Origin of the sequence: Campylobacter concisus (assembly GCF_015229955.1) — a bacterium.
Taxonomy (GTDB): Bacteria; Campylobacterota; Campylobacteria; order Campylobacterales; family Campylobacteraceae; genus Campylobacter_A; species Campylobacter_A concisus_AT.
Genome location: NZ_JAAKYZ010000007.1, coordinates 80,054 through 88,344 on the forward strand (window position 1 = coordinate 80,054; position 8,291 = coordinate 88,344).

An 8,291-nucleotide genomic window follows, 5' to 3' on the forward strand; every position below is an offset into this window, starting at 1 on the left:
TTATGAAAATTGAAAAAATTACTATAGAAGGCTATAAATCCATAAAATCATTAAAGGATTTTGAGTTAAAGAATATCAATATATTAATAGGTGCAAATGGAGTCGGTAAAAGTAATTTTATATCCGTTTTTAAAATGGTTAACTACATGTTATATAAACAGCTTCAAGAGCATACCTTAGATAAAGGTCCTGATAGCTTTTTATACTTCGGAAGAAAAATTACAAATCAAATATCACTAAAATTTGAATTCGGATCAAACGGTTATGACGTTGCATTAGTCCCAACACAGAATAACCAGCTACTAATACAACGAGAGCATGTTAGATTTCTCGAATACAGCTATACAATAGGAGAAAATATTTTTGAAAGCAATCTATCTCAAGCAGAAGCCTATGCACGATCAAGAAGTGTAGGCAAATACTCTTTGGATGGTATTCAAAAATGGAAACTCTATCATTTTCACGATACGGGAGAAACATCACCCATAAAGGGCGTATGCCAAGCTAACGACAATATAATATTTAAAGCAAATGCTCAAAACATTTCCGCATATTTAAAAAGATTAAAGGATGACTATTTAGATTACTATGAAAAAATAGTTTCGACTATACAAGATGTAGCGCCTTTCTTTGGTGGATTCATTCTTAGGGGCTCTGATTATATTCAACTTGAATGGTATGATAAATCAGATCCTGATACCCCATTTAAAGCTCATATGCTTTCAGACGGAACATTACGCTTTATATGTTTAGCCACTCTTTTATTACAGCCTTTTGAGCTAATGCCTGATACTATTATCATAGATGAACCTGAGCTAGGGCTTCATCCGTTTGCGATAAATATTCTAAGCGCACTCATTAAAAGAGTTGCCGAAAGAAAGCAAATAATTATCTCATCTCAGTCGGTAGAGCTTATAAACTATTTTACTCCAGAGGATATTATAGTAGTAGATAGAAAGAATAAAGAAACGGTCTTTGAGCGGTTAAAAGAGGAAGAGTTGGGCGATTGGCTACAAGACTATACGATGGGTGAAATTTGGAAAAGCAACTTAATAGGCGGTAGGCCATGAGAACAGTATATATAGTATGCGAAGGTCAAACCGAAGAGAAATTTATAAAGGACGTATTTATTCCACATTTTAACTTCGAGCAAAAGGATATTTATATTACGCCGTTTTGTTCAAAAACCTCCATATGCAACAATAAAGTACATAAAGGAGGCGGTTTGTCTTATAGTAAAATCAAGCAAGAAGTTCTTAATCTTTTAAGAAGACAAGATAACCCGTATGTAACCACTATGTTTGACTACTATGCTCTTGATACAAATTTCCCTGGCCACAATCAACTAAACGCAATCCCGGATATATATAAAAAAGTTAAACATTTGGAGGAAAAATTTAAAGACGATATAAATTCAATTTTTTCTAATAATAGATTTTTCCCGTATATACAACCGCATGAATTTGAAAGCTTACTTTTTAGTGATATAAACGAAATAGTAAAAGCAGATCCCGACTGGAATCAAAGAGCAACTCTAATAAGCTCTTTATCAGCAATAGTTAATCAGTGTCCAAACCCAGAAGAAATTAACAATTCTTATAATACCAGTCCATCTCATAGATTGTCCAAAATTCTAAATTCACCAAAATACAGAAAAGTATTACATGGAGCCACCATAGCTAAAAATATCGGCATAGAAAATATTAGGCAAAAATGTAAACATTTTGATGAATGGTGCAATAATAAAAATTTATTTCCATAGTTTTATACTATGTTCAATACTTTAAAAATAATTTACTGATTGATCTTATCAAGTAGCTCTTCGACCTCTTCAAGCGCAAAGGCTTCTTCTGAGCTTTGTTTTAAGAAATTTTCCATAAATTCTTTTTTTGAGATCGCAAGGTCAAGCTCCTTGTCGCTACCCTTTTGATAAGCACCGATACGAAGCAAGACTTCGTTTTCTTTTAAAAGCGAGTAAAGACGCTTAAATTTCATCGCGTTTAGCTTGTGCTCTTTACTGATCACATCGCCCATGACACGCGAGGCCGAGTTTTGGATATTGATAGGTGGATATATGCCAAAGTCCGTTAGCTCACGACTTAGCACGATGTGGCCGTCTAGGATAGAGCGGCTTTGGTCAGCTATCGGATCGCTCATATCATCGCCTTCAACTAGCACGGTGAAAAATGCCGTGATACTGCCCTTACCCTCCTCTTTGCCGGCGCGCTCCATTAGCTGTGGTAAGAGCGTGAGTGAGCTTGGTGGATAGCCTTTTGATGTAGGTGGCTCTCCAAGCGCAAGGCCGATCTCACGCTGTGCCATCGCAAAACGTGTTACGCTATCCATGATAAAAAGCACGTCATTTCCTTGTTGTTTGAAGTACTCAGCCACGCTCATCGCACAAAATGCGCCATACTTTCGCATGAGCGAGCTGTCATCACTGGTCGCTACGATGATCACGGTGCCCTCCAGGTCGCCGCCTAGGTTTTTTTCTATAAATTCAGGTACCTCGCGACCACGCTCGCCTATTAGTGCGACTACTTTTATTGGTGCCAGTGTGTTTTTTACGATCATGCCCATGAGGGTTGATTTGCCTACGCCTGAGCCTGCAAAAATTCCCAGCTTTTGCCCTTTACCACAAGTAAGCAGTCCATCTATCGTCTTTATGCCGACGCTAAAAGGCTCGTTTATAAGCCCTCTCTTCATCGCATCTATCGGTGCTCTCATGATCGGCATGTACTCGGTTGTATCAATCGCGCCTTTACCATCTATGGGCTTCATAAATGGATCGACCACGCGCCCAAGCAAATTTGGCCCCACAGGTATGCTCATGCCCTGATCGCTCTCATAGACGAAGTCGCCTATCCTAAAGCCCTCAACAAAGCCAAATGGGCTGATATAAGCGCCATCTGTCTTTATTTGTGTAACCATGCCAAGACCATTTTTACTCTTATCTTTTGCAACTATACGCACGATGTCCCCGATGCTTGGGCGAAGTCCAGTGATTTCGATAGTTGTAGCTGTGATTTTGGTTATGATGCCAAATGTGTTTGAGAGTTTCACACCCTCTTTAAGCTTTAAATTTATATGCTCTAAGCTCAAAAATGCGTTTCCCTAGGAGAGTTTATAAGTGAGAAAAATTCTCGCCTTGTGTCTGCGTTTTTGATAAAGCAGCCTCTAAGTGCTGAGGTCGTGGTGGTTGAGTTTATCTTTTGCACACCTCTCATCTCAACGCACATATGTCTAGCCTCGACGACAACTCCAACACCTTTTGGAGCGATTACGTCCTCAAGCGCCTTTGCGATCTGCTCAGTCATTTGCTCTTGAATTTGTAAGCGTCTTGCGTAGATATTTACCATGCGTGGAATTTTACTAAGGCCAACAACCTTGCCATTTGGGATGTACGCCACATGCACACGGCCGATAATAGGTAGTAAATGGTGCTCACAAAGACTGTAAAATTCGATGTTTCGCATTAAAACCATTTCGTTATTTGAGCTAGTAAAAAGTGCGTCACCAAGAACCTCTTTTGGATCTTCATCATATCCGCTAGTTAGAAATTTAAATGCTTTAAAGACACGCTCAGGCGTCTTTATAAGGCCTTCTCTATTTGGATCTTCGCCTATTATCGTTAGCATGTTTTTAACCGAATTTTCAAAACTCTCTTGCATAAAATTTTCTCCATAATTTTATTGCCAGATTCTACGTTAAAACGCCTTTTATATCTATAAAAATTTACAAATTTACAATGAAATAAGGAAAATTCTGCTATATTTTGGGCTAAAAATTTGTATTCATAAAGGAATTAGATGGAAATCAAAACAAAAGCTCTAGATAGCGTAAATACCTTAGCAAGCACGACTATAAGTGCGGATGCTATAAAATCTAGCGTAGAAAAACTAGCAAAAAAAGCAGCAAAAACTATGAAAGTAGATGGCTTTAGACAAGGCCATGTGCCAGTTGCTATTGTGCTAAAACGCTACGAAAAAGAGCTAACTAATGATGCTGAGCAAGATGTTTTAAGAGATGTAGTCGAAGAGGCTATAAAACAAGCAGGAAAGAAAAGTGACGATCTTATCGGCGAGCCTATCGTTTCAAAATTTGATAGAAAAGATGGCAAGATCGACGTTGAGCTAACAGTTTCATTTAAACCAAGCGTCGATGTGAGCGGCTATGAGAGCTTGATACCTGAGTTTTCAAACCCACGTGTTTTGAAAAAAGATATCGATGAGAAGAAAACTGAACTTTTAAAAATGATAGCTCCACTTGAGAAAATTGATGGCAAAAGAGGTCTAAAGGTTGGCGATTTTGCTAAATTTGACTTTGAAGGCTTTGTTGATGGCGTTGCATTTGATGGTGGTAAGGCTGAAAACTATGTGCTTGAGATCGGCTCAAATCAATTCATTCCAGGCTTTGAAGATGGTATGGTAGGCATAAAAGCTGGTGGCGAAAAAGATATCGAGGTTAAATTCCCAGAAAACTATGGAGCTACACATTTAGCTGGCAAAGACGCCGTTTTTAAAGTCAAACTTCATGAAATTCAAGAGAAAAAAATTCCTGAAAAACTAGATGAAGAGATGCTAAAAACTTTACTTCCAAATGAAGAAAAACCAACTGAAGAGCTACTTGATGAGCGCATAAAAGAGCAAATCCGTCAAGAGAAAATTTATAAACTTATAAATGATGAGCTTAAGCCAAAATTTGCTGAAGCTGCGGTCGAGAAATTTAAATTTGACGTGCCAAAAAATATTGTCGAGCAAGAGATTGATATGCAGTTTAGAAACGCATGGAGCTCATTTACTCCAGATGATATGAAAAAATTTAGAGAGGACAAAGATGCTCTTTCTAAAAAACGTGACGAGTTTAGAAAAGACGCTGAAAATAGCGTTCGTTTAACTTTCATCATCGATGAACTAGCTCGTGTAAGAGGCGTAAAAGTAAGCGATCAAGAGGTCGTTCAAGCGATCTATTTTGAGGCGTATAGAAGTGGTCAAGATCCAAAAGCACACCTTGAGATGTACCGCAACCAAGGCATGCTCCCAGCTATAAAGATGTCAATGATCGAAGAGAAGCTATTTGGTGAGCTATTTAACAAAGAAAAAGACGAGAAAAAAGCAAGTAAAAAAGAGAAGGCCGAGTAATGAGCTATTACGTTCCTGTCGTAGTTGAAAGAACTAGTAGAGGTGAGCGAAGCTATGATATATATTCCCGTCTTTTAAAAGACAGGATCGTTATGCTAAGTGGCGAGATAGAGGACGGCATGGCTGCTTCTATCGTCGCTCAGCTGTTATTTTTAGAGGCTGAAGATCCAGATAAAGATATCTATCTATATATAAACTCACCAGGTGGCGTGATAACAAGTGGCTTTAGTATCTATGACACGATGAACTACATAAAGCCAGATGTTTGCACGATCTGCATCGGCCAAGCTGCTAGTATGGGTGCATTTTTGCTAAGCTGTGGTGCGCCAAGTAAAAGATATGCATTGCCAAATTCTCGCATCATGATACACCAACCACTTGGCGGCGCTAGAGGACAAGCGACTGATATCGAGATACAAGCTCGTGAAATTTTGCGTATGAAAGAGATTTTAAACGGAATTTTGGCCAAAAATACAGGTCAGAAGCTAAGTAAGATCGTAAAAGATACTGAACGTGACTTCTTTATGAGTTCGGCCGAAGCCAAAGAGTACGGACTTGTTGATAAAATTTTGGAGAAAAGTTTTAAATAAGGCCCAAAGTGATAAAGATAGATAATGCACCAGACCCTAAGAAAAAAGTGGTTGAGGTAAAACATATTCTAGAAAAAGAAAAGGTAGATATCTACAGATTTTCAGAAAATGTTTTGCATGAATTAAGCGACGATAATGTTCCATCTACGCCAAACAATTACTCTATTTATTTTGAGAAAATGCTTGATGGACAGCCTGATGAATTTAGAAAAGAGATCGGTGATATTATAGTCGCAAATTCTGAAATCTCAGTGCCTACAAATGGTAATATCTCTATTGAAAAAGAGATAAAGCAAGGATTTATCCAGATAAAAAGCATGCTTCAAGCCGTGGTGCTAATCTATAAAAATTTAGGCATCATGAGAGGCCTAGTGCAAAAGCGGATGGATGCACTCAAAAACAATACAAATATCCTAGCTCTTCAAAATATTTTAAGCGCATTTAACCATGACTTAATAAAATTAAACAGCCTTATGGATAAGCATCTTGATGTCATTAAAGTAAGCTATGACGAAGTAGCCAAGATGCTTAAATCTATTGAAGAGCAGTCGATTTATGATACGACATATGACGTCTATAATAAAAAATTTCTAGTAGCCACAGTACAAAGTGAAGTAGAAGCCGTTAAAAGATATGGCTATAACGCATCGTTTTTATTAGTAAGAGCAAAAGATAGATTTACAAATCGTGTTAAAAATTTAAAAGAGCGAAACAATATGTATAAAGCTATATCACAGCTTCTTTTAAGAACTTCTAGAAGAAGTGATATAGTGGCTCATTACGGAGATGGCTGTTTTGCTATGGTTATGAAATATACTGACGAAAATGGCACAAAACAAGCCGGTAGTAGAATTTTAAATATGCTTTCGTCTATACCTTGGAAGATAGATGGTGAAGAGTGCAAACTCGACATCCAAGTGGTTTCAAGCATGATAACAAAAACAAGAAGTGCTGAAGAATTAATCTCTTACTCGTTAGATCAACTAATACTAACACAAGATGATGAGCAGCCTATATTTTTGGGTGAATAAGTAGGAGTTTGAGCTTGATCTTAGAGGTTTTATCTTATCCAAATAAAAAACTTTATGAAGTTTCAAAAGAAGTTAAAAATTTTGATGAGGAACTTCACAAACTACTTGATGATATGTATGATACGATGATTGCAAAAGAGGGCATCGGTCTTGCTGCTATTCAGATAGGTGTCGCAAAAAGAATTTTTATTATAAATCTAGCCAATGACGAGGGCGTACAAGATAAAGAAAATTTAATCGAAATCATAAATCCAAAGTTTGAACTACGTGAAGGAGAATGCATCTACCAAGAGGGTTGCCTTAGTGTGCCTGGATATTATGAAAATGTAAAAAGAAATGAAGTTGTGGCCATCAAATATCAAGACCGCTTTGGCAAAGAGCAAAGCTTAAAGGCTGATGGGCTTCTAGCAATCGCTATCCAGCATGAAAATGATCATTTAGATGGACATCTTTTTATAGAAAAAATTGGCTTTAATAAACGTAAAAAATTTGATAAGGAATACAAAAAGCAAAAAAAAGAAAAAGCTTCATGAAATCTTTAAGATGTGCTACTTACGGCGATGGACTAAAGATAATTGATGTTGAGTCTATCTTCTCTCGCGGGCTTCCTGGTTTTAGCATCGTTGGGCTTGCAAGCACAAGCATAAAAGAGAGTACAGAACGCGTAAAGGCAGCACTTCTAGCACTTGATTTTTCCTTCCCAGCACAAAAGATAACCATAAATTTATCTCCTTCAGATCTGCCAAAGAGTGGCTCACATTTTGATCTAAGTATCGCCCTTTTAATCGCCCTTCAAAAGGTAAAAAGCTTAGAGAAAATTTTTGTCTTTGGCGAGCTTGGGCTTGATGGAAGCGTAAAAAGCACAGCAAATTTATTTTCTATTTTACTTTTTTTAAGCACGCAGGTAAAAAACGTAAAAGTCTTAGTGCCAAAAGAGATAGCGCAAAAAGCTTCTATGATCCCAAATTTAGAGATTTGTGCGGTTAGTACTCTAGAGGAAGCGATTAGATTTTTTAATGACGCAGAATTTGCAAAAAGTATACGTTTTAACGCTACTCATGAACTATTTTCAAATGTGATAGAAATTTCTGGTAAAAGATACGTTCCAAATTTAAACTTCGAGCTTGATTTTAAGGATGTTTTGGGTCAAGAAAGAGCTAAAAGAGCCTGCATTATTGCAGCTGTTGGCATGCACAATATTTTATTTGAAGGCAGTCCAGGTAGCGGCAAAAGCATGTGTGCAAAACGCCTCGTTTATATCATGGCGCCACAAAGCCTAGAAGAGGTGCTAAAGTCTGCCGCTTACCGCTCTTTAAACCTTCAAGATAGCGAATTTACAAGTATTAGAGCTTTTCGCTCGCCACATCACACCTCGACAAAAAGTTCAATATTTGGTGGTGGCTGTGAAATTCAATAAAAGTTGCGAATAGTTCAATAAAAGTTGCGAACATATGTTGTTTTTATAATTTATTAAAATATTTTATTTTAAAAAGGATTATTTCATGGTTGACTACAATACAAAAGCAAAG

8 protein-coding genes and 1 pseudogene are annotated in these 8,291 nt (G+C 37.3%); 7 read left to right on the top strand and 2 right to left on the bottom strand.

Annotated features, from left to right (window positions below; genetic code table 11):
* The first annotated feature begins 2 nt into the window (after nucleotides 1–2).
* Together G6W45_RS08925 and G6W45_RS08930 are read left to right on the top strand one after the other, a co-directional pair.
* Nucleotides 3–1,070, top strand: a complete 1,068-nt coding sequence (locus tag G6W45_RS08925; protein WP_194168244.1) for an AAA family ATPase — start codon at nucleotides 3–5, stop codon at nucleotides 1,068–1,070.
* A complete protein-coding gene (locus G6W45_RS08930; protein ID WP_194168245.1) occupies nucleotides 1,067–1,762 on the top strand; it encodes a DUF4276 family protein in 696 nt (231 codons plus the stop codon). Before G6W45_RS08925 ends, G6W45_RS08930 begins: the two co-directional genes overlap by 4 nt.
* A 32-nt stretch (nucleotides 1,763–1,794) precedes the next feature.
* On the opposite strand, the gene fliI is transcribed toward G6W45_RS08930, so the two are convergent.
* Together fliI and folE are read right to left on the bottom strand one after the other, a co-directional pair.
* Nucleotides 1,795–3,087, bottom strand: a complete 1,293-nt coding sequence (gene fliI / locus G6W45_RS08935; RefSeq protein ID WP_430746646.1) for a flagellar protein export ATPase FliI — start codon at nucleotides 3,085–3,087, stop codon at nucleotides 1,795–1,797.
* Between the two features lie 11 nt (nucleotides 3,088–3,098).
* The gene (gene folE / locus G6W45_RS08940; RefSeq protein ID WP_021090409.1) at nucleotides 3,099–3,671 is read right to left on the bottom strand and encodes a GTP cyclohydrolase I FolE; all 573 of its coding nucleotides are present in this window, start codon (nucleotides 3,669–3,671) and stop codon (nucleotides 3,099–3,101) included.
* A 138-nt stretch (nucleotides 3,672–3,809) separates the two neighbouring features.
* On the opposite strand from folE, the gene tig reads away from it, so the two are divergent.
* The 5 genes and pseudogenes from tig to G6W45_RS08965 all read left to right on the top strand — a co-directional run.
* Nucleotides 3,810–5,141: a trigger factor gene (gene tig / locus G6W45_RS08945; RefSeq protein WP_194168247.1), complete on the top strand. Its 1,332-nt coding sequence runs from the start codon at nucleotides 3,810–3,812 to the stop codon at nucleotides 5,139–5,141.
* On the top strand, nucleotides 5,141–5,731 hold the full coding sequence (gene clpP / locus G6W45_RS08950; RefSeq protein ID WP_021090273.1) for an ATP-dependent Clp endopeptidase proteolytic subunit ClpP: 591 nt from the start codon (nucleotides 5,141–5,143) through the stop codon (nucleotides 5,729–5,731). The genes tig and clpP overlap by 1 nt, the downstream gene beginning before the upstream one ends.
* Before the next feature lie 8 nt (nucleotides 5,732–5,739).
* A complete protein-coding gene (locus G6W45_RS10020) occupies nucleotides 5,740–6,762 on the top strand; it encodes a diguanylate cyclase (RefSeq protein ID WP_194168248.1) in 1,023 nt (340 codons plus the stop codon).
* A gap of 14 nt (nucleotides 6,763–6,776) precedes the next feature.
* On the top strand, nucleotides 6,777–7,295 hold the full coding sequence (gene def, locus G6W45_RS08960) for a peptide deformylase (RefSeq protein ID WP_194168249.1): 519 nt from the start codon (nucleotides 6,777–6,779) through the stop codon (nucleotides 7,293–7,295).
* Nucleotides 7,292–8,164, top strand: a pseudogene (locus G6W45_RS08965) (magnesium chelatase domain-containing protein); the annotation flags it as partial. The gene def and the pseudogene G6W45_RS08965, both read left to right, overlap by 4 nt.
* Nucleotides 8,165–8,291 lie beyond the last annotated feature (127 nt).